Here is a 26,871-nt window from a genome sequence, read left to right on the forward strand (position 1 = left end):
ATATGCACCGGACCACCGGACCAACGCAATTTTGTCGTCGCAGCCCGCGTCGACGTTTTCAATTCGTGAGGTAGGTATGGTCAGGAACACAATCACCCCAGTGCGTAACGCCAGGGCATTGAGTGCAGCCAAGGAGCGGTACTGATGTCCAATCTGGCAGAAACCACAGTCCACAGCGATCTGGACAGCGCCCCGCTGTTGCTGCCGGCCAAGGTGCTGAGCAACGACGAACAAGCCCTGCAAGCGGCCCACGAACTGGCCGAAGCGGCACGCACCCAGGCGGCCAAACGCGACCAGCAGCGCAAGCTGCCCTGGGCAGAAATCGAACAGTTCACCCGCAGCGGCCTGGGCAGCATCAGCATCCCGCGCGCCTTTGGTGGCGCGCAGGTGTCGTTTGTCACCATCGCCGAAGTCTTTCGCATCATCAGCGCCGCCGACCCGGCGCTGGGGCAGATCCCGCAAAACCAGTTCGGCATCCTGCAACTGCTCAAAGGCACCGCCACAGAGCGGCAGAAAGAGCTGCTGTTCACCTCGGTGCTCGATGGCTGGCGCATCGGCAATGCCGGGCCGGAACGCGGCACCAAACACACCCTGGACCTCAAGGCACGGATCACCCGCGAGGGCGATCACTATGTGCTCAGCGGCCAGAAGTTCTACTCCACCGGCGCCCTGTTTGCCCATTGGGTCGCGGTCAAGGCGCTGAACGATGACGGCCGTCAGGTCATGGCCTTTGTCCGCCGCGGCACCCCGGGCCTGCGCATCGTCGATGACTGGTCCGGCTTCGGCCAGCGCACCACCGCCAGCGGCACCGTGCTGCTGGACCAGGTGCAGGTCGATGCGGAGCTGGTGATCGACACCTGGAAACAGGGCGAAGTAGCAAACATCCAGGGCGCGGCTTCGCAGCTGATCCAGGCGGCCATCGATGCCGGTATCGCCGAAGCGGCGATTGCCGACACCATCGCCTTCGTTCGCGACAAAGCCCGGCCATGGATCGACGCCAAGGTCGATCGTGCCAGCGACGATCTCTATGTGATCGCCGATGTCGGCCGCCTGCAGCTTGAGCTGCATGCCGCCCAGGCACTGCTTTCCAAGGCTGCGCGGGTGCTCGATGAAGTCAGCGCCGCGCCGGTCGATGCCGCTGCGGCCGCTCGCGCTTCGATTGCCGTGGCCGAAGCCAAGGTGCTGACCACCGAGATTTCGCTGCTGGCCAGCGAGAAGCTCTTCGAGCTCTCCGGCAGCCGCGCCACCCTGGCCGAGTTCAACCTCGACCGGCACTGGCGCAATGCCCGCGTGCACACCCTGCACGATCCGGTGCGCTGGAAATACCACGCCGTCGGCGCCTATCACCTCAACGGTACCTTGCCTGCCCGGCACTCCTGGATTTGACCAGACCACTGGAGCCCTGTTTATGAGCCTTTTGCCACAACCGCACGCCAACGTCGCGGTCATCCACACTGACGCCCAGGCATTGCAAGTCGCCGAGGAAATCGCCGTCCAGCTGCGCCGCGACAGCGCCCTGCGCGACCGCGAACGACGCCTGCCGCACCCTGAACTTGAACTGTTCTCGCGCTCCGGCCTGTGGGGCATCAGCGTACCCAAGGCCTTTGGTGGCGCTGGCGTATCGAACGTCACCCTGGCCAAGGTCATCGCCCGCATCGCCCAGGCGGACGCCTCGCTGGGGCAGATTCCGCAGAACCATTTCTATGCCCTCGAAGTGCTGCGGGTCAACGGCAGCGCGGCGCAACAGCAGCGCCTGTACGCCGAAGTACTGGCCGGCCAGCGCTTGGGCAATGCCCTGGCCGAGCTGGGCACCAAGACCGCCCACGACCGCACCACCGCCCTTAGCCGCGACGGCGATGCTTACCGCATCAACGGGCGCAAGTTCTACGCCACCGGTGCGCTCTATGCCCAGCGCATTCCCACCTCGGTTGTCGATGAGGACGGCATCCAGCGCCTGGCCTTCGTCCCGGCAGACAGTACCGGGCTGAAGGTCATCGACGACTGGAGCGGCTTCGGCCAGCGCACCACCGGCAGCGGGTCGGTGCTGTTCGATAACGTCCAGGTTGGCGCCGAAGACGTGCTGCCGTTCCAGAGCGCCTTCGAGCGCCCGACCACGGTCGGCCCGCTGGCACAGATCCTCCACGCCGCCATCGACACCGGCATCGCCCGCGCCGCCTACGAAGATGCCCTGCACTTCGTGCGCACCCGCAGCCGGCCATGGGTCGACTCCGGGGTCGATAAGGCCAGCGAAGATCCACTGACGCTGAAATCCTTCGGCCACCTGGCGATCCGTTTGCACGCCACTGAAGCGCTGCTCGAACGCGCCGGCGAATACCTCGACCGCGCCCAGGCCGAGCCCAATGCCGCAACCGTCGCCGCCGCCTCCATCGCCGTGGCCGAAGCGCGGGCGATCAGCACCGAGATTTCCCTCGCCGCCGGCACCACTCTGTTCGAGCTGTCGGGCAGCCAGGCCACCCTGGCCGAGCATGGCCTCGACCGGCACTGGCGCAACGCCCGGGTGCACACCCTGCACGACCCGGTGCGCTGGAAGTACCACGCCATCGGCAACTACTACCTCAACGATGAAAACCCACCGTTGCGGGGCACCATCTGATGGCCAAGAAAAAGATCCTGCTCAACGCCTTCAACATGAACTGCGTTGGCCATATCAACCACGGCCTGTGGACCCACCCGCGGGACAACTCGAGCCAGTACAAAACCCTCGAATACTGGACCGAGCTTGCCCAGTTGCTCGAGCGCGGGCTGTTCGACGGGCTGTTCATCGCCGATATCGTCGGTGTCTACGACGTCTACCAGCAGTCGGTCGATGTACCGCTCAAAGAGTCGATCCAGCTACCGGTCAACGACCCGCTGCTGCTGGTCTCGGCCATGGCCGCGGTCACCCGCAACCTGGGTTTCGGCCTGACCGCCAACCTCACCTACGAGCCGCCGTACCTGTTTGCCCGGCGCCTTTCCACCCTCGACCACCTGAGCCGTGGCCGGGTCGGCTGGAACATCGTCACCGGCTACCTCGACAGCGCTGCCAAGGCCATGGGCCTGGACCAGCAACCCGAGCACGACCGCCGCTATGACCAGGCCGACGAGTACCTGCAGGTGCTGTACAAGCTCTGGGAAGGCAGTTGGGAAGACGGCGCGGTGCTCAACGACCGCCAGCAGCGGATCTACGCCCAGCCGGACAAGGTGCACAAGGTCAAGCATCAAGGCGAGTTCTACCGGGTCGAGGGCTATCACCTCTGCGAGCCGTCGCCGCAGCGTACGCCGGTGCTGTTCCAGGCTGGCAGTTCCGAGCGTGGCCTGGGCTTTGCCGGCAACCATGCCGAATGCGTGTTCATCAGCGGCCAGAACAAGGCCGCCACCCGCGCCCAGGTCGACAAGGTCCGCGCTGCCGCCGTCGCAGCCGGGCGCGACCCTCAGGCCATCAAGGTGTTCATGGGCCTGACGGTGATCGTCGCCCGCACCGAAGAACAGGCCAAGGCCAAGCACGCCGAGTACCTGCGCTATGCCAGCCCCGAGGCCGGTGTTGCGCACTTTGCCAGTTCCACCGCTATCGATTTTTCCGAGTACGAACTGGACGAGCCGATCCAGTACGTGAAAAGCAATGCCATCCAGTCTGCCACCAAGAACCTGCAGAACAACGACTGGACCCGGCGCAAGCTGCTCGAACAGCACGCTCTGGGCGGGCGCTACATCACCCTGATCGGCTCGCCGACCCAGGTCGCCGACGCACTGGAAAGCTGGATCGCCGAAACCGGCCTCGACGGTTTCAACCTGGCGCGCACGGTCACCCCGGAAAGCTATGTCGACTTCATCGACCTGGTCATCCCCGAGTTGCAACGCCGCGGCTCGTACAAGACCGCCTACGAACAGGGCAGCCTGCGCGAAAAACTCTTCGCCAGCGACCAGCCTCACCTGCCGGCAGACCATCCTGGCGCCAGCTATCGCCACACCACCACGACCCCGACGGGAGCGCTACAGCATGCTTAAGACCTTTATTGCCCGCCCGCTCGCAGCCCTGGCCTTGAGCCTCGGCCTGTTCGGCGCCGCCCAGGCCGCCGATGCCCTGAAAGTCGGCACCACCGCAGCCTTCTCGATCCCGCTTGAAGCCGCCGTCAGCGAGGCCAAGAAACAGGGCCTGGACGTCGAACTGATCGAGTTCAGCGACTGGATCGCGCCGAATGTCAGCCTGGCGGCCGGCGACATCGACGTGAACTACTTCCAGCACATCCCGTTCCTGGAAAACGCCAAGGCTGCTGCCGGTTTCGACCTGGTGCCCTTCGCCCCGGGGATCATCAACAACGTCGGCCTGTATTCGAAAAAGTACAAGAGCTTCGCCGAGCTGCCCGAGGGCGCCAGCGTGGCCATCGCCAACGACCCGATCAACAGCGGCCGCGGTTTGCAGTTGCTGGCCAAGGCCGGCCTGATCACCCTCAAGCCCGGCGTCGGCTACAAGGCTACCGAAGAAGACATTGTCGCCAATCCGAAGAAGCTGAAGATCCTTCAGGTTGAAGCAGTACAACTGGTGCGTGCCTACGACGACGCCGACCTGGTCCAGGGCTACCCGGCCTACATCCGCCTGGCCAAGACCTTCGACGCCACTTCGGCGCTGCTGTTCGACGGCCTCGACCACAAGGAATACGTGATCCAGTTCGTCATCCGCCCGCAGAGCAAGGACGACCCGCGCCTGGCCAGGTTCATCGACATCTACCAGCACTCGCCGGTGGTGCGTGCTGCCCTCGACCAGGCCCACGGCAAGCTCTACCAAGCCGGCTGGGAGAGCTGAAATGAGCGCCATCAGCGCCCGCGTGGCGCAGGAGCAGCAGGCCACTTTCGCGCCCCTGCAACAGGCCCGGCAACGGGCCTTGCACCCGGAGCTGGGCAACGCCCATGTACGCTTCATTGGCCTCGGCAAGACGTACCCTGGCCAACAGGCCCCGGCGCTGGACGGCATCGACCTGAACATCCAGCACGGCGAGATCTTCGGCATCATCGGCCGCAGCGGCGCCGGCAAGTCGTCGCTGATCCGCACCATCAACCGCCTGGAGCAACCCAGCCAGGGCCGGGTGCTGATCGACCAGGTAGACATCGGCGAGTACGACGAAGACCGCCTGGTGCGCCTGCGCCGGCGCATCGGCATGATCTTCCAGCACTTCAACCTGATGTCGGCCAAGACCGTCTGGCAGAACGTCGAGCTACCGCTCAAGGTCGCCGGCGTGCCCAAGGCCGAGCGCCAGCGCAAGGTTGCCCAATTGCTGGAACTGGTCGGCCTGCAGGAGAAGCATCACGTCTACCCGGCGCAGTTGTCCGGCGGGCAGAAGCAGCGCGTCGGCATTGCCCGGGCGCTGGTGCATGACCCCGAGATCCTACTGTGTGACGAGGCTACGTCGGCACTCGACCCGGAAACCACCGAGTCGATCCTCGGCCTGCTACGCGATATCAACCAGCGCCTGGGTTTGACCATCGTGTTGATCACCCACGAGATGGCGGTGATCCGCGATATCTGCCACCGGGTGGTGGTGCTCGAGCGTGGGCGCATCGTTGAACAAGGCGCAGTCTGGCAGGTGTTCGGCGATCCGCAGCATGAGGTCAGCAAGACCCTGCTCGCGCCCTTGCAGCCTGCTCTGCCAGCTGCGTTGCAGGCTCGCTTGCAGCCGCAACCGGCGGGGCCTGAGGCAGCACTGGTGTTGAGCTTGCGGGTGAGTGGCAAAGACAAGCAGGCACCGGAATTGTCTTCATTATTCGCCTTGCTCGGCGGTCGGATCAGCTTGCTGCAAGGCGGCATCGAACCGATCCAGGGCCGCGCGTTGGGGCAGCTTGTTGTGTCGGTGGCCAACTCGCCGCACCGCCACGAGCAAGTGATTGAGCGCGCCCGGCAATGGGCGGCACAAGTGGAGGTATTGGGTTATGTGGTTTGATCGCTTGCTCCAGGGCGTGCTCGACACCCTGCTGATGGTCGGCGTCTCATCGCTGATCGCCCTGCTCGCCGGCCTGCCGCTGGCGGTGATCCTAGTCACCAGTGGCAAGGGCGGGATCTTTGAAGCGCCTGCCCTGAACCGGGTGCTCGGCGCCTTCGTCAACCTGTTCCGCTCGATTCCGTTCCTGATCCTGATGGTGGCCTTGATTCCCTTCACCCGCTTGATCGTCGGCACCACCTACGGCGTCTGGGCGGCAGTGGTACCGCTGACCATTGCCGCCACACCGTTCTTTGCGCGCATTGCCGAAGTCAGCCTGCGCGAGGTCGACCACGGCCTGATCGAAGCGGCCCAGGCCATGGGCTGCCGGCGCTGGCATATCGTCTGGCATGTACTGCTGCCCGAAGCCCTGCCGGGCATCGTTGGCGGCTTTACCATCACCCTGGTGACCATGATCAACTCCTCGGCCATGGCCGGCGCCATCGGTGCCGGAGGCCTGGGCGACATTGCCTACCGCTATGGCTACCAGCGCTTCGACAGCCAGATCATGCTGGCGGTGATCGTCATGCTGGTGGTGCTGGTGGCGTTGATTCAGCTGGGCGGGGACCGGTTGGCGAAGGGCTTGAACAAGCGCTGAATTTATCGCGGGTCAAGTCGGGTCGCCGCTCCCACATCTATGGCACAGGGAAACATTCTGTTTTCAAGACCTCCATGCTCCCCCAGCGAGTCCAGCTACCTTGAAGTTTCAAACTCAAGGAAGTCGACATGGACCGTCCACACTCCAAGCTCCTGCGACGGGGGCGAATTTCCGAACCCGGCAGGTTGTATCTACTGACGAGCATCACTGAAAACCGGGCCCCCATACTCAGAGAGTTTGGCTTGGCCCGGCTCGTCGTTGCCCAATTCAAACTAGCTGAGCAAGAAGGCGCTGCGCGATCACTGGCCTGGGTAGTAATGCCTGATCACTTTCATTGGCTCATCGAGTTGCAGTCCTGCACATTGAAAACACTAATGCGCAGGCTCAAGTCACGCAGTGGCTGCGCCATTTGCAAGGCGTGCAAACTCAAAAGCAGACTCTGGCAGCCTGGGTTTCATGATCGTGCATTGCGCTATGAAGAAGATGTCCAGGCAGTAGCTCGTTACATTGTTGCCAACCCTATTCGTGCAGGGCTGGTGCAGCGAATTGGTGACTATCCTCATTGGGATGCGGTCTGGATCTAAAAGCATCGCGGGTCAAGCCCGCTCCCACAGAATACACCGTTGCAACTGTGGGAGCGGGCTGGACCCGCGATGGCGTAATCACTGGCGCTGCGGCTCGCGGATCTTGTACCAGGCCACGTACAGCGCCGGCAAAAACAGCAGGGTCAGCAAGGTGGCGACGATGATCCCGCCAATCATGGCGTAGGCCATCGGCCCCCAGAACACTTCGCGGGCGATCGGGATCATGCCCAGGCTCGCCGCTGCTGCGGTCAGCAGGATCGGCCGGCGCCTGTGGTTGGTCGCTTCCAGCACCGCGTCCCAGGGCGAGTAGCCCTGGGCTTCGTACTCGTCGATCTGGGTCACCAGGATCACCGAGTTGCGGATGATGATGCCGATCAGCGCAAGAATCCCCAGGATCGCCACAAAGCCCATCGGCGTGCCGGTCGGCACCAGCGCCAGGACCACGCCGATCAAGCCCAGCGGCGCCACGCTGGCGACCAGGAACAGCTTCTGCACGCTGTGCAGCTGGATCATCAGGAAGGTGCCCATCATGAACAGCATCAGCGGCACCACCTTGGCGATCGGGCCCTGGGCCTTGCCGCTTTCTTCCACGGTACCGCCGGTGGCCACGGCGTAACCCACCGGCAGTTTGCTGGCGAATTTGTCGATCTGCGGCTTGAGCTCGGCCACCAGGTCGGTCGGCTGGATTTCGCCGCGCACCGAGGCCTTGATGGTGATGGTCGGTTTGCGGTCGCGACGCCATACCAGCGGCTGTTCCAGCTCATAGCGCACGGTGGCGAAGGCCAGCAGCGGGATCGAGGTGCCGTTGGGGGTGACGATCTGCAGGTTTTGCAGGGTCTGCGGCGTGCCGCGCTCGCTGTCTACGGCGCGCGCGATGACGTCGATCAGGTAGATGTTGTCGTTGACCTCGGTCACCGGCGCGCCGCTGACAATGCTGTTCATTACATTGGCCACGTCTTCGGACGACAACCCGAGCTGGCGCGCCTTGTCTTGGGCGATCTCGACCCGCAGCACCTTGCCCGGCTCGTTCCAGTCGTAAATCATCTCGCCGATGTGCTCGTTCTGGTCAAGCAGCGAAGCCAGAGCAATGGCGTGCTTGCGCACTTCATCGATGTCCTTGCCGCTGACCCGGTACTGGATTGGTCGCCCGACCGGCGGGCCCATTTCCAGTGACTGGACGTTGCTGCCAATGCCGACGAAGTCTTCACGCAGACGCTTTTGCAGGCGCGCCATCAATGCCTCGCGCGACTCCAGGCCTTTGCTGACAATCACCAGCTGGGCGTAGTACGGGTTCTGCAGTTGCTGGTCCAGCGGCAGGTAGAAACGGATCGCGCCCTGGCCGATGTAAGTGCTCCAGCGCACGATATCCGGGTCGCCCTTGAGCGTCGCTTCCAGGCGATCCACCGCCTTGCGGGTTTCCTCGATCGAGGCGTTTTGCGGCAGGTTGAGGTCGACGAGAATTTCCGGGCGGTCTGAGGACGGGAAGAACTGGTTCTGCACGAATCGCATGCAGAACACCGCCAGCACGAAAAGCAACACAGTGCCGATGATGGTCAGCCAGCGATGACGCATGCACCACAGCAGGCTGTTGCCAAAGGCCTTGCCGATACGCCCCGGCTCTTCGCTGTGCGGTTTGACCTTGGTGCTGAGGATATGCACGCCGAGTACCGGGGCAAATACTACGGCCACCACCCAGGACACCAGCAAGGCGGCCGCGATCACCGCGAACAGGGTGTAGGTGTACTCCCCTGCCGAGCTGGCATTGAGACCGATCGGCACGAAGCCCGCGACCGTCACCAGGGTACCGGTAAGCATCGGAAAGGCGGTCGAGGTGTAGGCGAAGGTGGCTGCCTGCTCCTTGCTCTCGCCCATTTCCAGGCGCGTGACCATGACCTCGACGGTGATCATCGCATCGTCCACCAACAGGCCCAGGGCAATGATCAGCGCGCCCAGGGAGATCCGCTGCATGGTGATGCCGCTGTATTCCATGAAGATGAAGACCATGGCCAGCACCAGCGGAATCGAACAGGCCACCACCAGACCGGCGCGTACCCCGAGGCTGATGAAGCTGACCACCAGGACGATCACCACCGCCTCGAACAGGGCGCTGGTAAAGCCGCCCACAGCCTCCTCTACTACCACCGCCTGGTCAGACACCGTATGCACGCCAACACCAACCGGCAACTCGGAGACCACGCGGTCCATCATCTTGTGCAGGTCGGCACCGAACACCTGGATGTTGCCGCCGGCCTTCATGCCGATGGCAAGACCAATGGCGGTCTGGCCGTTGTAGCGAAACATCGGCGCGGGTGGGTCGACAAAGCCTCGCTGGATCTCGGCGATATCCGCCAGGCGGAAAAAACGGTCGTTGATGCGCAGGTTGACCGCCTCGAGGTCTTTCTCCGAGGCGAACTGGCCGGTGGTGCGTACCGAAATGCGCTCGGGACCGGCCTCGATCACCCCGGCCGGGGTGACTGCGTTCTGGCTCTGCAGGGCCTGCAATACCTGGCGCTGGTCGATGCCGAACGACGCCAGCTTGCGGGTCGAGAAGTTCAGGTAGAGCACCTCGTCCTGGGTGCCGATCATTTCCACCTTGCCCAGGTTGGGCACTTCACGGATCTCGGCGCGCACCTGTTCGACGTAGTCGCGCAGCTGGCGCATGCTCAGGCCATCGGCGGTAAAGGCGTAGATCGAGCCGAACACGTCACCGAACTCATCGTTGAAACCCGGGCCCTGAATGCCTTGGGGAAACTCGCCGCGAATATCCTGGATCTTCTTGCGCACCTGATACCAGATCTGCGGGATGTCCGCCGCCTTGGTGGTGTCGCGCAGGTTGACGTACACGGTTGACTCGCCCGGGCGGGTGTAGCTTTTCACATAGTCGAGGGAGTCCAGCTCTTCGAGCTTCTTTTCGATGCGGTCGGTGACCTGGTACAGGGTTTCATCCTGGGTCGCACCCGGCCAGCGGGTCTGAATGACCATGGTCTTGATGGTGAACGAAGGGTCTTCCTCACGCCCCAGGTTCATGTAGGAAAACACGCCCATCAGCAAGCCGACGAACATCAGGTACCAGACAAAGGATTGGTGCTTCAGCGCCCACTCCGACAGGTTGAAGCTTCCATTCATTGCGGGTCTTCCTCGTCGACGATGACCTTCTGGCCCGGTTTGAGACTGTTTACACCGGCGGTTACTACTCGCTCGCCAGGCTGTACGCCCGAGGCCAGCACTACGCTGCCGGGGGTACGCTCAAGCAGCTTCACATCACGTGTGGCGACGGTTTTTTGCTGCGGATCGACCACCCATACCCGGGTCTTGCCGTCGCTTTCGAGCAAGGCCGACGCCGGCAGTTCGGTGCGTGGCGAAACCGCCGAGGTCAGGGTGACGCTGATAGCCGTGCCGAGACGGAACGCATTCGGCGTATCGACCAAGGTCAGGCGGGCGCGACGGGTGCGCGTGGTGGCATCGGCCTGCGGCTCCAGCTCACGCAGGGTCGCCGTGGTGTTGATATCCGGGTCCAGTTGCGAGGCCACCAGGAACTGAAGCTGCGTGTTCAATTGCTCGGCCAGGCTGGTCGGCAGGTCGATCACCGCTTCCTTGATATCCGGTCGCGCCAGGGTCACCACGGCCTGGCCGGCACTCACCGTTTGCCCGGCCTCGGCCTGCCAATTGGTGACTACGGCGCCATGGTCGGCCTTCAGCTCGCTGTAACCCAGTTGATCACGGGCCTGGTCAACCGCCGCCCGCGCCTGCTTCAGGGAGGCTCCAGTGGTCTTCAGGTCGGTCTGCGCGATGTCCAGCTGGGCTTGCGCACCCACGCCGCGATCAAACAACTGCTGCTGACGTCGGGCGTTGGCCTGGGCGTTGATCCACTGCGCCTGGATCTTCGCCAGGTCGCCCTCAGCGGCGCGCAACTGGTTGCGCTGGTCGGTGGGATCAAGGCTGGCAAGCACATCGCCTGGTTGCACTTGACTGCCGACATCGACCCAGCGCCGGGCAATCCGGCCCCCCACACGAAAGCCCAGGGTGCTTTCAAAACGGGCCTGGATGCTGCCAGCGAAACGTCCAAGATTGGCCTGTACCTGTGGCTGGGCAATGACCGACAGCACTGGTCGCACAGGTTCTGGCGCACTGGCTTGCTTGCCGCAACCTACGAGCAGCAGTGCGCCGCCCAAGACAAACGTGATTGCTTTCATTGCGCCACCCCGCTGTCCTTGAGCGGCGCGATTTCCACCTGCATGCCCGGATTTAGCAGTTGCCCGCCAGTTACCACAACGGTTTCCCCACCTTTGAGGCCATCGCCCACCACCACCTTGCCGGTCAGGTAGCGCATCACCTTGACCTTCTGCAAGCGCACCTTGTCACCCTCGCCCACCAGCCACACCGCCGGCTCATGCAGGTCCTTGGTCAGCGCTGACCAGGGCAACTCTACGCTCGGCTTGCCCTGAACTTTGCCGGTGGCAGTAACTGGCGAGCCCAGGTCCATGCCGGGCGGCACATCATTCAATGCCACCTTGACCTGCACCGTGCCGCTTTGCGCCGAAACCGTCGGGGTGACCTCACGGATGTAACCCTGAGCCTGGATTTTCGGGTTATCCACCAGGCTGACCTTGATTGCCTCACGGGTGGCCGGGGCCACCAGCAAGGCTTCGTAGACATTGAACACCGCATCGCGCTCACCATCGCGGGCCAGGCTGAAGATCGGCACTGTGGCCTGAACCACCTGGCCGACCTCGGCCTGGCGCTCGGTGATCACCCCGTCCGCCTCGGCGACCAGCGCGGTGTAGCTCAACTGCTCTCGGGCGTTGGCCAGTTGCGCCTGGGCGGCCTTGAGTGCGCTCTGGCTGCTGCGCAAGGCGGCTTCGGCCGAGTCGTACTCGCTCTGGCTGGTGTAGCCCTTGGGCAACAGTTTTTGCTGGCGAACAAAGGCCGCGGCAGTCTGGGTCACGCGCGCCTGCTCGGCGAAGACCTCGGCCTTGGCCGAGTCGACGTTGGTTTGCAGGTCCTTGGGGTCAAGCCTGGCCAGTACCTGGTTGGCCTTGATGTGATCGCCGACATCGACGCTGCGGGCAATGATCTTGCCGCCCACGCGAAACGAAAGATCGGTCTGCACCCGCGCCTGAACATCGCCGGTCAGGGTTACGGACGCTGCGAAATCACTGGGCTGAACACGTTGAACACCAACCCTGGGCAGTTCGGCTTCAGGGGCTTTTTTCTCCCCGCATCCCGTCAGCACCAGCAACACCCCCAGGCAGACGAGCGATAAAGGACGCAACACCCTCATGCAGGCTCCTTGCATGTGCCAGATCTATTTAGGAATGCGAGTGTTAGCGTAGATCAGGGTTCCCTTGATCGCTTGTCGGCATACACAATTCGTTCACCCTGTGGAATCGGCGATACTGCATCTTTGCCTGAATGGACGCTGCCATGCTGACCACCCTGGCTGTCGCCAACTACCGCTCGATCAATCACCTGGTGCTGCCGCTGGCACGCCTTAACGTCATTACCGGGCCCAACGGCAGCGGCAAGTCCAACCTGTACAAGGCCCTGCGCCTACTCGCAGAAACGGCGCAAGGCGGTGTGGTCAACGCCCTGGCGGTGGAGGGCGGGCTGGAGTCGACGTTCTGGGCCGGCCCCGAGCAGATCAGCCGGCGCATGAGCAACGGCGAAGTCGCCATCCAGGGCGGCCCGCGCCAGCATGCACGGCGCTTGCGCCTGGGCTTTGGCGACGAAAAATTCGGCTACGCCATCGGTCTCGGCCTGCCGGAGCCAAGCAGGTCATCTTTCGCCCTCGACCCGCAGATCAAGCGCGAAAGCATCTGGGCAGGTCCGTTGTACCGCCCGGCCAGCCTGCTGGTGGAACGCCAGGGGCCGATGGTCAAGGCCCGTGAAGGCCGCCAATGGGAGGTGCAGGCGCAGCACACGCCGAGCTTCGACAGCCTGTTCGACCAGGTCGGCAACCTGCGCTCCTCACCGGAGGTGTTGCTGCTGCGCGAGCGCATCCGTGGCTGGCGCTTCTACGATCACTTTCGTACCGACCGTGATGCCCCGGCCCGCCGCCGGCAACTGGGTACGCGCACGCCGGTACTGCACCACGACGGCCGCGACCTGGCCGCCGCGCTGCAGACCATCATCGAGATCGGCGACTCGCAGGCCTTGCAGGCAACCATCGCCGATGCCTTCCCCGGCGCACGCCTGGAGATCGATGCCGTGCCGGGTGGGGCGTTCGGGGTGTTGTTCTATCAGGAAGGTTTGTTGCGACCGCTGAGCGCCGCCGAACTGTCAGACGGTACCTTGCGCTACCTGCTGCTGGTCGCCGCGCTGCTGACCCCAAGGCCGCCAACCATGATGGTGCTGAACGAGCCGGAAACCAGCTTGCACCCGGACTTGTTGCCAGCGTTGGCGCGCTTGATCGTTCGCGCCTCGGAGCAGTGTCAGGTGTGGGTGGTGTCACATGCACGCCGCCTGGTGGCAGCGCTGGAACAGGATGCGAGCTGCAATTCGATCGTGCTGGAGAAGGTGCTGGGGCAGACCCGCGTAGCCGGTCAGGGGATGCTGGATGAGCCGGCCTGGCACTGGCCGGAGTAAAAACCAATCGCGGGGCAAGCCCGCTCCTACCCATTTGTAGGAGCGGGCTTGCCCCGCGAAGGGTTTCAGATCACGCCGAAACCGGCGTCGGCGCGCGGCGCACGTCCGGTTGTTTCCACGAGTCGGCAGCGCTTTCTTCGATAGCCTGCTGGATCGCCCGACGACGACGCTCTTCGGCCTGACGGCTGAAGTACCAGACCATGAAGGTCACCAGCGACACGCTGAGCAGGATCAGGCTGGCCACGGCGTTGATTTCCGGCTTCACGCCCAGACGCACGGCAGAGAAGACTTCCATCGGCAGGGTGGTCGAACCCGGGCCCGAGACGAAGCTGGCCAGTACCAGGTCGTCCAGCGACAGAGCAAAGGACATCATCCCGCCCGCTGCCAGCGACGGTGCGATCATCGGGATGGTGATCAGGAAGAACACCTTCCACGGCCGTGCACCAAGGTCCATGGCCGCTTCTTCGATCGACAGGTCCAGCTCACGCAGGCGCGCCGATACCACTACCGCCACATAGGCTGCGCAGAAGGTGGTGTGGGCGATCCAGATGGTGACGATGCCACGCTCCTGCGGCCAGCCGATCATCTGCGCCATGGCCACGAACAGCAGCAACAGCGACAGACCGGTGATCACCTCGGGCATTACCAACGGTGCGGTAACCAGGCCACCGAACAGCGTGCGGCCCTTGAAGCGGGTAACCCGGGTCAGCACGAAGGCGGCCAGGGTGCCCAGCGCCACGGCGGCGATCGCGGTGTAGCAGGCGATCTCCAGTGAGCGCATCACCGAGCCCATCAACTGGGTGTTGTCGAGCAGGCCGACGTACCACTTCACCGACCAGCCGCCCCACACCGTCACCAGCTTGGAGGCGTTGAACGAGTAGATCACCAGGATCAGCATGGGCAGGTAGATGAACAGCAGGCCCAGGACCAACATCAATTTGGAGAAACTGAAACGCTTCATGCCCTGCCCTCCATCTCTTTGGCCTGACTACGGTTGAAGAGCAGAATCGGTACGATCAGGATCGCCAGCATCACTACCGCCAGGGCAGAGGCCACCGGCCAGTCACGGTTGTTGAAGAACTCTTGCCAGAGCACTTTACCGATCATCAGGGTTTCCGGGCCGCCAAGCAGCTCAGGAATGACGAACTCGCCCACCACCGGAATGAACACCAGCATGCAGCCGGCGATGATGCCGTTCTTCGACAGCGGCACGGTGATTTTCCAGAAGCTGTTGAAGGTGCTCGAACCCAGGTCCGAGGCCGCCTCAAGCAGGCTCTGGTCATGCTTCACCAGGTTGGCGTAGAGCGGCAGGATCATGAACGGCAGGTACGAATATACCACGCCGATATACACCGCAAGGTTGGTGTTGAGGATCTGCAACGGCTGATCGATCCAGCCCAGCCACAGCAGCAGGGCGTTGAGCAGGCCGTTGTTGCTGAGGATGCCCATCCAGGCATAGACACGGATCAGGATTGCGGTCCAGGTCGGCATCATGATCAGCAGCAACAGTACCGTCTGGGTTTCCTTGCGCGCGTTGGCGATGGCGTAGGCCATCGGATAGCCGATCAGCAGGCACAGCAGCGTGCTGACGAAGGCCATCTTCAACGACCCCAGGTACGCCGAGATGTACAGTTCGTCTTCGGTCAACAGGCCATAGTTGGCCAGGTTGAGCACCAGTTGCACCTTGTCTTCGACGTAGCTGTAGATCTCGGTGTACGGCGGGATCGCCACGTCGGCTTCGGCGAAGCTGATCTTCAGAACGATGAAGAACGGCAGCATGAAGAACAGGAACAGCCAGATGAACGGCACGCCGATCACCACATGGCGCCCCTCGGGCTTTATTCGGTTGAAGGCTCGCTTGAGCTTGCGGGCGTTCATGAGCGCAGTACCACGCCGCTGTCATCCTCCCACCAGACGTAGACCTGGTCGTCCCAGGTCGGCCGGGTGCCCTGGCGCTCGGCGTTGGCAACGAACGACTGGACGATCTTGCCGCCAGGCAGCTCGACGTAGAACACCGAATGGCCACCCAGGTAGGCGATGTCGTGGACCTTGCCGCGCGACCAGTTGTGCTCGCAGGTCGGCTGCTCGGTGGTCACCAGCAGTTTTTCCGGGCGCAGGGCGTAGGTGATGCGCTTGTCTTCCACCGAAGTGGTGACACCGTGGCCGACGTAGATCTTGCGCTCAAGCTCGGGGCTGGCGATCACTGCGTGGCCTTCGGCATCGTCGACCACTTCGCCCTCGAACAGGTTGACGTTGCCGATGAATTCGCAAACCAGGCGGCTGGTCGGGGTTTCATAGATGTCGATCGGGCTGCCGATCTGGGCAATCCAGCCCAGGTGCATGATGGCGATGCGCTGGGCCATGGTCATGGCCTCTTCCTGATCGTGGGTTACCATCACGCAGGTCACGCCGACCCGCTCGATGATCTCCACCAGCTCCAGTTGCATCTGCGAGCGCAGCTTCTTGTCCAGCGCGCCCATCGGCTCATCGAGCAGCAGCAGTTTCGGCCGCTTGGCCAGCGAACGGGCCAGGGCCACACGCTGACGCTGGCCACCGGAGAGCTGGTGCGGCTTGCGCTTGGCGTACTGGGTCATGTGCACCAGCTTGAGCATCTCGGCCACGCGGGCGTCGATCTCGGACCTGGGCATGCGGTCCTGCTGCAGGCCGAAGGCGATGTTCTGCGCCACGGTCATGTGCGGGAACAATGCGTACGACTGGAACATCATGTTGATCGGCCGCTCGTAGGGCGGCATATCGGTGATGTCTACGCCATCGAGGAAAATGCGCCCTTCGGTGGGCCGTTCGAAGCCGGCGAGCATGCGCAGCAAGGTGGATTTGCCCGAACCGGAACCACCGAGCAGGGCGAAGATCTCGCCCTTCTTGATTTCCAGGGACACATCGTCCACGGCGACCGTTTCGTCGAACTTTTTCGTGACCCGGTCGATTTTGACCAGCACCTGTTTAGGTTGCTGGTCGCCCTCGAGGGCTTTCTTATAGGCACCGGAGGCAACTGCCATTTGTGAAACTCCCAACAAGATTTTTTGCGTCCGCCCCTGCCGTGACGGACCCTGGATTTTTACTTGCCCGACTTGACCTTGGTCCAGCTACGGGTCATCAACCGTTGCACCTTGGGAGGCAGCTCGGAGTTGACGTACAACTTGTCCAGCACTTCTTGCGGTGGGTAAACCGCTGCGTCGGTTCGCACGCTCTGGTCCATCAGATCGCCAGCCTTGGGGTTCGGGTTGGCGTAACCGACGTAATCACTGACCTGGGCAATGACCTCAGGCTGCAGCAAATAGTTGATGAAGGCATGGGCCTCTTTGACATTCTTGGAGTCCTTGGGGATCGCCAGCATGTCGAACCAGAGGTTGCCGCCTTCCTTGGGAATCGCATAGGCCACCTTGACGCCCTTGCCGGCTTCTTCGGCGCGGGACTTGGCCTGGAATACATCGCCGGAGAAACCGGCAGCCACGCAGATGTCGCCGTTGGCAAGGTCGGAGATGTACTTGGAGGAGTGGAAGTAGGTCACGTAGGGACGCACGGCCAGCAGCTTCTTCTCGGCGTCGGCGTAGTCCTTGGGGTTGGTGCTGTTGGGGTCACGCCCCATGTAGTTGAGCACCGCCGGGAGCATCTCGTCGGCCGAGTCGAGGAACGCGACTCCGCACTTGGAGAGCTTCTTGATGTTCTCCGGCTCGAGCAGCACGGCCCAGGAATCGATCTTGTCGGTACCCAGCGCCGCCTTGACCTTGTCGACGTTATAGCCGATGCCATTGGTGCCCCACAGGTAGGGGACGGCGTACTGGTTGCCCGGGTCGTTCTTTTCCAGGCGCTTCATCAGCGCCGGGTCGAGGTTCGCATAGTTTGGCAGCAGCGCCTTGTCGAGCTTCTGAAACGCGCCCGCCTTGATCTGCTTGCCGAGGAAATGGTTGGACGGCACCACCACGTCATAGCCGGTGCGACCGGCCAGCAGTTTGCCTTCCAGGGTTTCGTTGGAGTCGAAGACATCTTGCACCGGCTTGATGCCAGTGGCTTTTTCGAAGTCCGCGAGGGTGGTCTGACCGATGTAGTCGGACCAGTTATAAATGTGCACCGTGGGCGCCGCTTGGACGCTGATCGCCAGCGTCAGACCCGCTCCAGCCAACATGGCCTTGCGAAATACAGAAATAGACAAGTGGGAGGTCCTCACAAATGTGCCTGTGGCAAACGGCAGAAATACCTGCCGGATAAGCAAACCGGCGCGCAACTTACCTTCGATGCACTCATGCCGCAAAAAAAATTTGTGCTTTCATGCTCCCCGGGCGGGATTTACACCGCGCCCAGGGAGGTCACCGCTGTTACTTGCCCGACTTGATCTTGGTCCAGCTGCGCGTGATTTCGCGCTGGGCCTTGGCACCCGGGTCAGCAATTGCGTACAGCTGCTTCTTCACATCAGCCGGTGGGTAGATGCTCGGATCGCCCGAGATGTCCTTGTCCACCAGTGCGGTGGCCGCCTTGTTGCCGTTCGGGAAACGGACGGCATTGGTGATCTCGGCCATGATTTCCGGCTGCATCAGGAAATCCATGAACTTGTAGGCGGCGTCGACGTTGACGGCATCTTTAGGGATGGCAACCATGTCGTAGAAGGTACCGGCGCCTTCTTTCGGAATGATGTAGTCGAGCTTGACCTTGTCGCCGGCTTCGTGGGCACGTGCCTTGGACTGCTCCAGGTCACCCGAATAACCTACGGCCACGCAGATGTTGCCGTTGGCCAGGTCCGAGATGTACTTGGAGGAGTGGAAGTAGCCGATCGAAGGACGCACGCTGAGGAACAGGTCTTCGGCGGCTTTGAGGTCTTCTTTTTTCGTGCTGTTGGTCGGCTTGCCCAGGTAGTGCAGCGCCGCCGGAATCATCTCGGTCGGGGCATCGAGGAAGCTCACGCCGCAGCTTTTGAGCTTGGCGATGTTTTCCGGCTTGAACACCACGTCCCAGGAATCGATCTTGTCGACGCCCAGCGCCGCCTTGACCTTCTCCGGGTTGTAGCCGATGCCGATGGAGCCCCACATGTACGGGAACGCATGCTTGTTGCCCGGGTCGCTGGCATCGCCAACGGCCTTGAGCAGGTCTTCGTCGAGGTTCTTCCAGTTTGGCAGCTTGGACTTGTCCAGCTCCTGATAGACGCCAGCCTTGATCTGCTTGGCCAGGAAGTTGTTCGACGGTACCACCACGTCGTAACCGGACTTGCCTGCCAGCAACTTGGCTTCGAGGGTTTCGTTGCTGTCGAAGACGTCGTAGACGACCTTGATACCGGACTGTTTCTCGAACTTGGCGACGGTCTCTGGTGCGATGTAGTCGGACCAGTTATAGACGTGCAGTACTTTGTCATCCGCCTGAACAGCACTGGCCATGGCGCCCATCAGGGACACGGCCAACAACGTCTTGCCCAATTTCTTCATGCGTAATGCTCCAGAATTTTTTATTTAGCCATCTGTTCAGCGGCCGGCTTATTCGGCGCAAGCTCCGAGCGACTGAAACAGCCGCTAGTCTGGCAAGTTACAAGGCGCTCTTTCAACAACAGAGGCGCCTTGAAACCCATTGATGCCATTACGCTAGCCTAGCACTTGGCTATTTCAGCGCTTCGAGCGTCAGGTCCAGGCATTTGCGCGCCTTTTCCACCAGCTCGTCGATCTCGGCGTGGCTGATCACCAGCGGCGGCGCAATGATCATGGTGTCGCCCACGGCGCGCATGATCAGGCCGTTGTCGAAGCAGAACTGGCGGCAGATCATGCCCGCACCCTGGCCTTCGTAACGGGCACGGGTGGCCTTGTCCTTGACCAGCTCGATGGCACCGAGCATGCCCAGGCCACGCACTTCGCCCACCAGCGGGTGATTGTTGAGCTCACGCAGACGTTTCTGCAAATACGGTGCCGTTTCGGCCTGAACCCGCTCGATGATCTTCTCGTCGCGCAGGATCCGCAGGTTTTCCAGGCCTACCGCCGCCGCCACCGGGTGGCCGGAGTAAGTGAAGCCGTGGTTGAAGTCGCCGCCTTGGCTAAGCACCTTGGCCACTTCGTCACGTACGATCACACCGCCCATGGGGATGTAACCGGAGGTCAGGCCCTTGGCGATGGTCATCAGGTCGGGCTTGAGGTCGTAGTAATCGGAGCCGAACCACTCGCCAGTGCGACCGAAGCCACAGATCACTTCGTCGGCAATGAACAGGATGTCGTACTTGGCGAGGATCTCCTTGATCTTCGGCCAGTAGGTTTCTGGCGGAATGATCACCCCGCCGGCGCCCTGGATCGGCTCGGCAATAAAGGCGGCGACCTTGTCTTCGCCGACTTCGAGGATTTTCTTTTCCAGTTGCTCGGCAGCCCAGACCCCGAACTCGTCCGGGGTCATGTCGCCGCCCTCACCGAACCAGTATGGCTGCGGGATGTGCTCGATGCCCGGCAGCGTGCCACCCTGGGCATGCATGCCGCTCATGCCGCCCAGGGCGGCGCCGGCCACGGTGGAGCCGTGATAGCCATTAATACGGCCAATGATCACCTGTTTCTGCGGCTTGCCCTTGAGCGCCCAGTAATGGCGGACCATGCGCAGGTTGGTGTCGTTGCCTTCAGAACCGGAACCGGTGAAGAACACATGGGTCATGCCCTTGGGCGCCACGGCGGTAACCGCCTTGGCCAGCTCCAGTGCCGGTGGGTGGGCAGTCTGGAAGAACAGGTTGTAGTACGGCAGCTCGCGCATCTGCTTGGCGGCCACTTCAACCAGCTCTTCACGGCCATAACCGACCGCCACGCACCACAGGCCCGCCATGCCATCGAGGATCTTGTTGCCCTCGCTGTCCCACAGGTGCACGCCCTCGGCTTTGGTGATGATCCGCGGCCCCTTCTCTTTCAGCTGTTGGTAGTCACTGAAAGGTGCCAGGTGATGCTCACTGCTAAGGGTTTGCCACTCACGGGTTTGCGGGTTGTTGACGCTCATGTGCTTCTCCGTTTGTTGACGGCCGCGGTCCTGCGGCTCCGGGTTGATCAGACCGCAAACAGCAGGAACTCACGTTCCCAGGAGCTGATTACGCGTTTGAAGTTTTCATGCTCGGCGCGTTTGGTGGCGACGTAGCCGGTAATGAATTTCTTGCCCAGGTAGGGTTCCAGGGCCTTGCAGTTTTCCATGCGCTCGAGGGCGTCCTCGATGGTCAGCGGCAGGCGCAGGTTGCGCCGCTCGTAACCACGACCCTGTACCGGCGCGCTCGGCTTGATGCCTTCGACCATGCCGATGAAACCGCACAGCAGGCTGGCGGCGATCGCCAGGTAGGGGTTGGCGTCGGCGCCTGGCAGGCGGTTCTCGACCCGGCGGTTCTGCGGGCCGGCATCCGGAACACGCAGGCCGACGGTACGGTTCTCTTCGCCCCACTCGACGTTCACCGGCGCCGAGGTGTCGGGCAGGAAGCGGCGGAACGAGTTGACGTTGGGGGCGAACAGCGGCAGCACCACCGGGATGAACTTCTGCAGGCCGCCGACGTGGTTGAGGAACAGCTCGCTCATGCGCCCGTCTTCGTCCGAGAAGATGTTCTTGCCGGTGTGCACGTCGATGATGCTCTGGTGCAGGTGCATGGCGCTGCCCGGCTCGCCGGTCATCGGCTTGGCCATGAAGGTGGCGGCGACGTTGTGCTTGAGCGCAGCCTCGCGCATGGTGCGCTTGAACACCAGAATCTGGTCGGCCAGCGACAAGGCATTCCCGTGACGGAAGTTGATTTCCATCTGCGCCGTGCCGTCTTCGTGGATCAGCGTGTCGAGGTCCAGGTTCTGCAGCTCGCACCAGTCGTAGACGTCCTCGAACAGCGGGTCGAATTCGTTGGCCGCTTCAATAGAGAAGGACTGGCGACCGGTTTCCGGGCGCCCGGAGCGGCCAATCGGCGGCTGCAGGGGGAAGTCCGGGTCTTCGCAGCGCTTGGTCAGGTAGAACTCCATCTCTGGCGCCACGATCGGCTGCCAGCCCTTGTCGGCGTAGAGCTTCAAAACCTTCTTGAGCACGTTGCGCGGCGATAGCTCGACCGGGTTGCCCTGCTTGTCGTAGGTGTCGTGGATCACCTGGGCGGTCGGCTCGATGGCCCAGGGCACGAGAAACACCGCGTTCTCGTCGGGGCGGCAGATCATGTCGATGTCGGCCGGGTCGAGCAGTTCGTAATAGATGTCGTCATCGACATAGTCGCCGGTCACGGTCTGCAGCAACACGCTCTCGGGCAGGCGCATGCCTTTTTCGGCGATGAACTTGTTGGTCGGCGAGATCTTGCCGCGGGTGATACCGGTGAGGTCGCTGATCAGGCACTCGACTTCGGTGATCTTGTGTTCTTTCAACCAATCGGTGAGCTGGTCGAGGTTGCTACTCATAAATACCTCAGGAGGTAAATGTCTGGACTGACGTCAGGACGTGACCCGGAGTGGGCCGTCCCAGACATTCTGGATGCCCCACGGGGCTAAAGCAAAAGTCAGGCGCAGGGAGGCCGCAACGGGCAGTTCCCGCAAGGCTGACGAGCCCGCTATAGTGATGGCAGAGGTCATTCGAAGTAGCGTCGACAGCAGGCAGGACGCCTGGGCCGTCAATTATTTCAGCCGGGGCGCAAGGTGCTGGCGCAGGGCGCAAGCCACCCGCGAGGAATGCGTGCAAACCGTTCTGCGAACGGCGGGCGATGATGCCGGTTGTCGGCAGGCGTGACATGTAACCCCCGGTATTATTGGTGTTATGGGTTGCCACCGAGCTTAGCCTTGTTCATTTTTTTACACAACACCCCCGTAAAAAATAGAACACGGCCCGCTCAAGATCGCCGTTACCGTACGAAAGCAGCCCTTGTCGGCGCCCCCAATTGCAGCAAAAATGCCGCTTGAGGGCCATTTTAGGGCATCATGGGGCTGGCTTGACTTCAGCAAGGCTTTCCGATTGACTGAACCTGCAAGCCCCCATTGATTGATATTTTTAACAACAAAGGTGTTGCATCATGTCGGTACCCCCGCGTGCCGTTCAGCTTAACGAAGCGAACGCGTTCCTTAAGGAACATCCTGAGGTTCTCTACGTTGACCTTCTGATTGCAGATATGAATGGTGTGGTGCGCGGCAAGCGCATCGAGCGCACCAGCCTCCACAAGGTTTACGAGAAAGGCATCAACCTGCCGGCCTCCCTCTTCGCCCTGGATATCAACGGCTCGACCGTCGAAAGCACCGGCCTTGGCCTGGACATCGGCGATGCCGACCGCATCTGCTATCCAATCCCGGACACCCTGTCCAACGAGCCCTGGCAAAAGCGCCCGACCGCGCAACTGCTGATGACCATGCACGAGCTCGAAGGCGAACCGTTCTTCGCTGACCCGCGGGAAGTCCTGCGCCAGGTCGTGAGCAAGTTCGACGAGCTGGGCCTGACCATCTGCGCCGCATTCGAGCTTGAGTTCTACCTGATCGACCAGGAGAACGTGAACGGCCGCCCGCAACCGCCGCGCTCGCCGATCTCCGGCAAACGCCCGATCTCGACCCAGGTCTACCTGATCGATGACCTCGACGAATACGTCGACTGCCTCCAGGACATCCTCGAGGGTGCCAAGGAACAAGGCATTCCGGCTGACGCCATCGTCAAGGAAAGCGCCCCGGCACAGTTCGAAGTCAACCTGCACCACGTTGCCGACCCGATGAAGGCCTGCGACTACGCGGTACTGCTCAAGCGCCTGATCAAGAACATTGCCTACGACCATGAAATGGACACCACCTTCATGGCCAAGCCCTACCCGGGCCAGGCGGGTAATGGTCTGCATGTCCATATCTCGGTGCTGGACAAAGATGGCAAGAACATCTTCACCAGCGAGGATCCCGAGCAGAACGCCGCACTGCGTCACGCGATCGGCGGTGTGCTCGAGACCCTACCGGCGTCGATGGCGTTCCTGTGCCCGAACGTCAACTCGTACCGCCGTTTTGGTGCCCAGTTCTACGTGCCGAACTCGCCTAGCTGGGGCCTGGACAACCGTACCGTGGCCCTGCGCGTGCCGACCGGCACCCCGGACGCCGTGCGCATCGAACACCGCGTGGCCGGTGCCGATGCCAACCCGTACCTGCTGATGGCCGCTGTACTGGCCGGTGTTCACCATGGCCTGACCAACAAGGTCGACCCGGGCGAGCCGGTTGAAGGCAACTCCTACGAGCAGAACGAGCAGAGCCTGCCGAACAACCTGCGTGATGCCCTGCGCGAACTGGACGACAGCGAGATCCTGGCCAGGTACATCGATCCGAAATACATCGATATCTTCGTGGCCTGTAAAGAGAGCGAGCTGGAGGAGTTCGAACACTCCATCTCCGACCTTGAGTACAACTGGTATCTGCATACCGTTTGATGCTTGAGGGCCTTATCGCGGGTCAAGTCGGGTCGCCGCACCGCCGCTCCCACAAATATCTTCTGTGGGAGCGGGCTTGACCCGCGATGCTTTACAGCGCTTTTTCGAAGATCTTCGAATTGCGCTGATAGTTGTACAGCGATGCCCGCGCCGCCGGCAGCCGCTCGACGCCGCTAGGCACAAAGCCGCGTTCGCGGAACCAGTGCGCCGTGCGCGTCGTCAGCACGAACAGCGTGTTGAGCCCCATTTCCCGCGCCCGCGTCTCGATCCGTTCCAGCAACTCGTCGCCACGACCGCCGTGGCGATACTCCGGGTTCACCGCCAGGCACGCCAGTTCGCCCGCTTCGGAATCGGCAATCGGGTACAGCGCCGCACAGGCGATGATCATGCCCTCGCGCTCGACCACACTGAACTGCTCGATCTCACGCTCCAGCACTTCACGCGAACGGCGCACGAGAATGCCCTGCTCCTCCAGCGGGCTGATCAGGTCGAGCAAGCCGCCGACATCCTCGATCGCGGCTTCACGCACCTTCTCGAACTGCTCCTGGGCCACCAGGGTACCGCCACCATCGCGGGTGAACAGCTCGGTGAGCAACGCGCCATCTTCGCCATAGCTGACGATATGACTACGCGCCACACCGCCCCGGCAGGCTTCGGCGGCGGCATCAAGCAGCTCGCCCTGGTAGTCGCTGCCCAGGCGCTGCAGGTGCGCCGGCACCTGCTGGGGGCGCAGTTCGCGCACCAGCCGGCCCTGTTCATCGAGCAAGCCGCGCTCGGCGCCGAACAGCAGCAGCTTGTCAGCATTCAGTTCAATCGCGGCGCGAGTGGCGACGTCTTCACAGGCGAGGTTGAAGATCTCGCCGGTGGGCGAATAGCCCAAAGGCGAAAGCAGGACGATAGAGCGCTCGTCGAGCAGGCGATTGATACCTTTGCGGTCGACCCGGCGCACTTCGCCGGTGTGGTGGTAATCAACGCCTTCGACCACGCCGATCGGCCGCGCGGTAACCAGGTTGCCGGCAGCCACGCGCAGGCGTGAGCCCTGCATCGGCGAGGCGGCCATGTCCATCGACAGGCGCGCCTCGATGGCGATGCGCAAGTGGCCTACGGCATCGATCACGCATTCAAGCGTCGCCGCATCGGTGATGCGCATGCCGCGGTGGTAGTGCGGGGTCAGGCCGCGGGCCGCCAGGCGGCTTTCGATCTGCGGGCGCGAGCCGTGGACCAGCACCAGGCGCACGCCAAGGCTGTGCAGCAGCACCAGGTCGTGAACGATATTGCCGAAGTTGGGGTGCTCGACGCCGTCACCGGGCAGCATGACCACAAAGGTGCAGTCGCGGTGGGCGTTGATGTAAGGCGAAGCATGACGCAGCCAATTGACGTATTCGGGCATAACCGGAGAGCCTGTAGAAAATAGGGACAAGAACGGGAAAGCACACAGCGCTCGAAGGGTTATCGTCGGAACAGGCTTGGCGTCACGCGCAATCTCCTCTGCAAAACGGTTCAGCTCAGCGGGCAATTACCGGGCTGAGGCAATAATGTTCGATCAACTCACGCAATAGACGCACGGTAGGCTGCAAGCGTGACATTTCAAGGTATTCGCCCGGCTGGTGGGCGCAGGCGATGTCGCCGGGGCCCAGTACCAGGGTCTCGCAACCCAGGCGCTGAAGATAAGGCGCTTCGGTGCCAAAGGCTACCGCTTCGGCGCGATGGCCGGTAAGACGTTCGGCGACCCGTACCAGTTCCGCATCGGCGGCCTGCTCGAACGGCGGTACCTCGGGGAACAGCGGCGCGTAGTCGATGCGCACCTGATGCTGCTCGGCCAGCGGCGCCAGTTTGTGCCGGATGGCGCTGCGCAGTACTTCAGGGTCCATGCCCGGCAACGGGCGCAGGTCGAACTCCAGGGCGCACTGCCCGCAGATGCGGTTGGGGTTGTCGCCGCCGTGGATGCAGCCGAAGTTCATCGTCGGCTGCGGCACGCTGAACTGGGCGTTGTTGTATTCCTGCTGCCACTGCCGGCGCAGGTTCATCAGCTCGCCCATCACCTGGTGCATGGCCTCCAGCGCGCTGTGGCCCAGGCTCGGATCGGACGAATGGCCACTGCGCCCAAGAATGTCGATGCGCTCCATCATCACCCCCTTGTGCAGGCGGATCGGCTTGAGCCCGGTCGGCTCGCCGATCACCGCCGCACGGCCCAAGGGCCGCCCGGCCTCGGCCAGGGCGCGGGCGCCGGCCATCGAGCTCTCTTCGTCACAGGTGGCGAGAATCAACAATGGCTGCTTGAAGTCATGCGTCAGCAGCGGCTGCACGGCCTCGATGATCAGGGCGAAGAAGCCCTTCATGTCGCAACTGCCCAGGCCCACCCAGCGGCCGTCGACCTCGGTCAGCTTGAGCGGGTCGGTCTGCCACAGCTCGGGATCATACGGCACGGTATCGCTGTGCCCGGCCAGCACCAGGCCGCCCGGGCCGCTGCCGTAGCTCGCCAGCAGGTTGTACTTGCCCGGGGTCACCTGCTGAATGTCACAGGCAAAACCCAGGTCCCCCAGCCAGCCGGCCAGCAGGTCTATCACCGCACGGTTGGACTGATCCAGCGACGGCTGGGTACAACTGACCGATGGCGCGGCGATCAGGGCGGCGAACTGCTCTTTGAGCGATGGCAACGGCATGCGCTTTCTCCTTGGGCGAAGCTCATCATAGGGCCATCCGGCACCGGGAATAAACCGCCGCGAGCCGACTCCTGTACACTGCACCCCCAAGACGCTCCCTGTCATTCGAGCCTGGATTACCCAG

At 62.5% G+C, this 26,871-nt stretch carries 21 protein-coding genes; 9 read left to right on the forward strand and 12 right to left on the reverse strand.

Features of this window, described 5'->3' with window-relative positions; translation table 11 throughout:
* Positions 1–144 precede the first annotated feature (144 nt).
* From LOY34_RS26025 to LOY34_RS26055, 7 genes are all read left to right on the forward strand, one after another.
* Positions 145–1,386, forward strand: a complete 1,242-nt coding sequence (locus tag LOY34_RS26025; RefSeq protein WP_195885269.1) for an SfnB family sulfur acquisition oxidoreductase — start codon at positions 145–147, stop codon at positions 1,384–1,386.
* A gap of 22 nt (positions 1,387–1,408) precedes the next feature.
* Complete coding sequence (locus LOY34_RS26030) at positions 1,409–2,614, forward strand: SfnB family sulfur acquisition oxidoreductase (RefSeq protein WP_195885270.1); 1,206 nt, start codon at positions 1,409–1,411, stop codon at positions 2,612–2,614.
* Entirely contained in the window at positions 2,614–4,005 is a 1,392-nt protein-coding gene (locus LOY34_RS26035) for an LLM class flavin-dependent oxidoreductase (protein WP_195885271.1), read from the forward strand. Before LOY34_RS26030 ends, LOY34_RS26035 begins: the two co-directional genes overlap by 1 nt.
* Positions 3,998–4,801, forward strand: a complete 804-nt coding sequence (locus tag LOY34_RS26040; protein ID WP_195885272.1) for a MetQ/NlpA family ABC transporter substrate-binding protein — start codon at positions 3,998–4,000, stop codon at positions 4,799–4,801. Before LOY34_RS26035 ends, LOY34_RS26040 begins: the two co-directional genes overlap by 8 nt.
* A 1-nt stretch (position 4,802) precedes the next feature.
* Complete coding sequence (locus LOY34_RS26045) at positions 4,803–5,933, forward strand: methionine ABC transporter ATP-binding protein (RefSeq protein ID WP_195885273.1); 1,131 nt, start codon at positions 4,803–4,805, stop codon at positions 5,931–5,933.
* Positions 5,923–6,567: a methionine ABC transporter permease gene (locus LOY34_RS26050; RefSeq protein ID WP_258664086.1), complete on the forward strand. Its 645-nt coding sequence runs from the start codon at positions 5,923–5,925 to the stop codon at positions 6,565–6,567. The genes LOY34_RS26045 and LOY34_RS26050 overlap by 11 nt, the downstream gene beginning before the upstream one ends.
* A 128-nt stretch (positions 6,568–6,695) precedes the next feature.
* Positions 6,696–7,151 carry an REP-associated tyrosine transposase gene (locus LOY34_RS26055; protein ID WP_093378320.1) on the forward strand — a complete coding sequence of 152 codons (456 nt, stop codon included), beginning with the start codon at positions 6,696–6,698 and terminating at the stop codon, positions 7,149–7,151.
* A gap of 78 nt (positions 7,152–7,229) precedes the next feature.
* Here the strand turns inward: LOY34_RS26055 and LOY34_RS26060 are convergent, their stop codons facing one another.
* Genes LOY34_RS26060 through LOY34_RS26070 form a run of 3 tightly spaced genes read right to left on the reverse strand, consistent with a single transcriptional unit; the run spans position 7,230 to position 12,432 of the window.
* A complete protein-coding gene (locus LOY34_RS26060) occupies positions 7,230–10,277 on the reverse strand; it encodes an efflux RND transporter permease subunit (protein WP_195885275.1) in 3,048 nt (1,015 codons plus the stop codon).
* A complete protein-coding gene (locus tag LOY34_RS26065) occupies positions 10,274–11,344 on the reverse strand; it encodes an efflux RND transporter periplasmic adaptor subunit (protein ID WP_045201126.1) in 1,071 nt (356 codons plus the stop codon). The genes LOY34_RS26060 and LOY34_RS26065 overlap by 4 nt, the downstream gene beginning before the upstream one ends.
* Entirely contained in the window at positions 11,341–12,432 is a 1,092-nt protein-coding gene (locus tag LOY34_RS26070) for an efflux RND transporter periplasmic adaptor subunit (RefSeq protein ID WP_123565210.1), read from the reverse strand. The genes LOY34_RS26065 and LOY34_RS26070 overlap by 4 nt, the downstream gene beginning before the upstream one ends.
* 143 nt (positions 12,433–12,575) lie before the next feature.
* Between LOY34_RS26070 and LOY34_RS26075 the strand changes: the two genes are divergently transcribed.
* A complete protein-coding gene (locus tag LOY34_RS26075; protein ID WP_195885276.1) occupies positions 12,576–13,736 on the forward strand; it encodes an AAA family ATPase in 1,161 nt (386 codons plus the stop codon).
* 70 nt (positions 13,737–13,806) lie between these two features.
* On the opposite strand, the gene LOY34_RS26080 is transcribed toward LOY34_RS26075, so the two are convergent.
* The 7 genes from LOY34_RS26080 to LOY34_RS26110 form a co-directional block, all read right to left on the reverse strand.
* The gene (locus tag LOY34_RS26080) at positions 13,807–14,697 is read right to left on the reverse strand and encodes an ABC transporter permease subunit (RefSeq protein ID WP_130261928.1); all 891 of its coding nucleotides are present in this window, start codon (positions 14,695–14,697) and stop codon (positions 13,807–13,809) included.
* Positions 14,694–15,614, reverse strand: a complete 921-nt coding sequence (locus LOY34_RS26085) for an ABC transporter permease subunit (protein ID WP_093378301.1) — start codon at positions 15,612–15,614, stop codon at positions 14,694–14,696. The genes LOY34_RS26080 and LOY34_RS26085 overlap by 4 nt, the downstream gene beginning before the upstream one ends.
* The gene (gene potA / locus LOY34_RS26090; protein WP_045201117.1) at positions 15,611–16,753 is read right to left on the reverse strand and encodes a polyamine ABC transporter ATP-binding protein; all 1,143 of its coding nucleotides are present in this window, start codon (positions 16,751–16,753) and stop codon (positions 15,611–15,613) included. The genes LOY34_RS26085 and potA overlap by 4 nt, the downstream gene beginning before the upstream one ends.
* Before the next feature lie 59 nt (positions 16,754–16,812).
* Positions 16,813–17,907 carry a polyamine ABC transporter substrate-binding protein gene (locus LOY34_RS26095; RefSeq protein WP_093378296.1) on the reverse strand — a complete coding sequence of 365 codons (1,095 nt, stop codon included), beginning with the start codon at positions 17,905–17,907 and terminating at the stop codon, positions 16,813–16,815.
* Between the two features lie 163 nt (positions 17,908–18,070).
* Positions 18,071–19,168, reverse strand: a complete 1,098-nt coding sequence (locus LOY34_RS26100) for a polyamine ABC transporter substrate-binding protein (RefSeq protein ID WP_195885277.1) — start codon at positions 19,166–19,168, stop codon at positions 18,071–18,073.
* Positions 19,169–19,337: 169 nt separating this feature from the next.
* Positions 19,338–20,696 (reverse strand): aspartate aminotransferase family protein, encoded by a 1,359-nt coding sequence (locus LOY34_RS26105; protein WP_195885278.1) that lies wholly within the window; start codon positions 20,694–20,696, stop codon positions 19,338–19,340.
* 47 nt (positions 20,697–20,743) lie between these two features.
* The gene (locus tag LOY34_RS26110) at positions 20,744–22,102 is read right to left on the reverse strand and encodes a glutamine synthetase family protein (RefSeq protein WP_045201108.1); all 1,359 of its coding nucleotides are present in this window, start codon (positions 22,100–22,102) and stop codon (positions 20,744–20,746) included.
* A gap of 605 nt (positions 22,103–22,707) precedes the next feature.
* Between LOY34_RS26110 and LOY34_RS26115 the strand changes: the two genes are divergently transcribed.
* On the forward strand, positions 22,708–24,084 hold the full coding sequence (locus tag LOY34_RS26115; protein ID WP_045201104.1) for a glutamine synthetase family protein: 1,377 nt from the start codon (positions 22,708–22,710) through the stop codon (positions 24,082–24,084).
* Between the two features lie 91 nt (positions 24,085–24,175).
* On the opposite strand, the gene argA is transcribed toward LOY34_RS26115, so the two are convergent.
* Both argA and argE read right to left on the reverse strand, forming a co-directional pair.
* Positions 24,176–25,474: an amino-acid N-acetyltransferase gene (argA, locus tag LOY34_RS26120; RefSeq protein ID WP_195885279.1), complete on the reverse strand. Its 1,299-nt coding sequence runs from the start codon at positions 25,472–25,474 to the stop codon at positions 24,176–24,178.
* A gap of 115 nt (positions 25,475–25,589) precedes the next feature.
* Positions 25,590–26,747 carry an acetylornithine deacetylase gene (gene argE / locus LOY34_RS26125; RefSeq protein WP_195885280.1) on the reverse strand — a complete coding sequence of 386 codons (1,158 nt, stop codon included), beginning with the start codon at positions 26,745–26,747 and terminating at the stop codon, positions 25,590–25,592.
* Positions 26,748–26,871: the final 124 nt, after the last annotated feature.

The organism is Pseudomonas sp. B21-009, from assembly GCF_024749345.1.
GTDB lineage: Bacteria > Pseudomonadota > Gammaproteobacteria > Pseudomonadales > Pseudomonadaceae > Aquipseudomonas.